The organism is Nonomuraea sp. MG754425, from assembly GCF_021699195.1.
Lineage (GTDB): Bacteria > Actinomycetota > Actinomycetes > Streptosporangiales > Streptosporangiaceae > Nonomuraea.
On the sequence record NZ_SSXE01000509.1, the window covers coordinates 1 to 457 of the forward strand.

The following is a 457-nucleotide window of genomic DNA, read 5'->3' on the forward strand; positions in this document are numbered from 1 at the left end:
CTCCTGGAGTACGACACCGGCGCCGGGGCCGTCCGCTGGGAGCTCACCGAAGGCACCGGACAGGGCCCGCGCCTCATCGTCACCTGCACCGGCGCGCCCGCCACCGCCGACGCCTGGCGTATCCGCGTCGAAGACCTCGCCGCCTCCCTCATCGCCTGAGGGTTTTGCCTCGCACGTAAGGGCGAGGGGATATGCCTCCACCCTCGCCCTTTACAATGTAGATCATTAAGCGGTGAGGCCCAGCACCGCCGCCGTCACCGCCCGCGCCCGCCCCGGCCGCACCAGCAGATCCGTCGAGTCCGACAACTGATCCACGCACCCCACCACCGGCAGCCCCCTGACCACCGGATCCGACACCGACGCCAGCAACGCCCGCACGAACCGATCCCCGTCGATCACCTCGAACGGCCGCTCGTGGAAGGCCCGCACCCCCTCGTCCAGCCGCTCCGCCAGCGAC

1 pseudogene is annotated in these 457 nt (G+C 70.9%); it reads right to left on the bottom strand.

Annotation, left to right across the window (positions count from 1 at the left end):
- Window positions 1–225: 225 nt before the first annotated feature.
- Window positions 226–457, bottom strand: a pseudogene (locus FAF44_RS53750) (hypothetical protein); the annotation flags it as partial.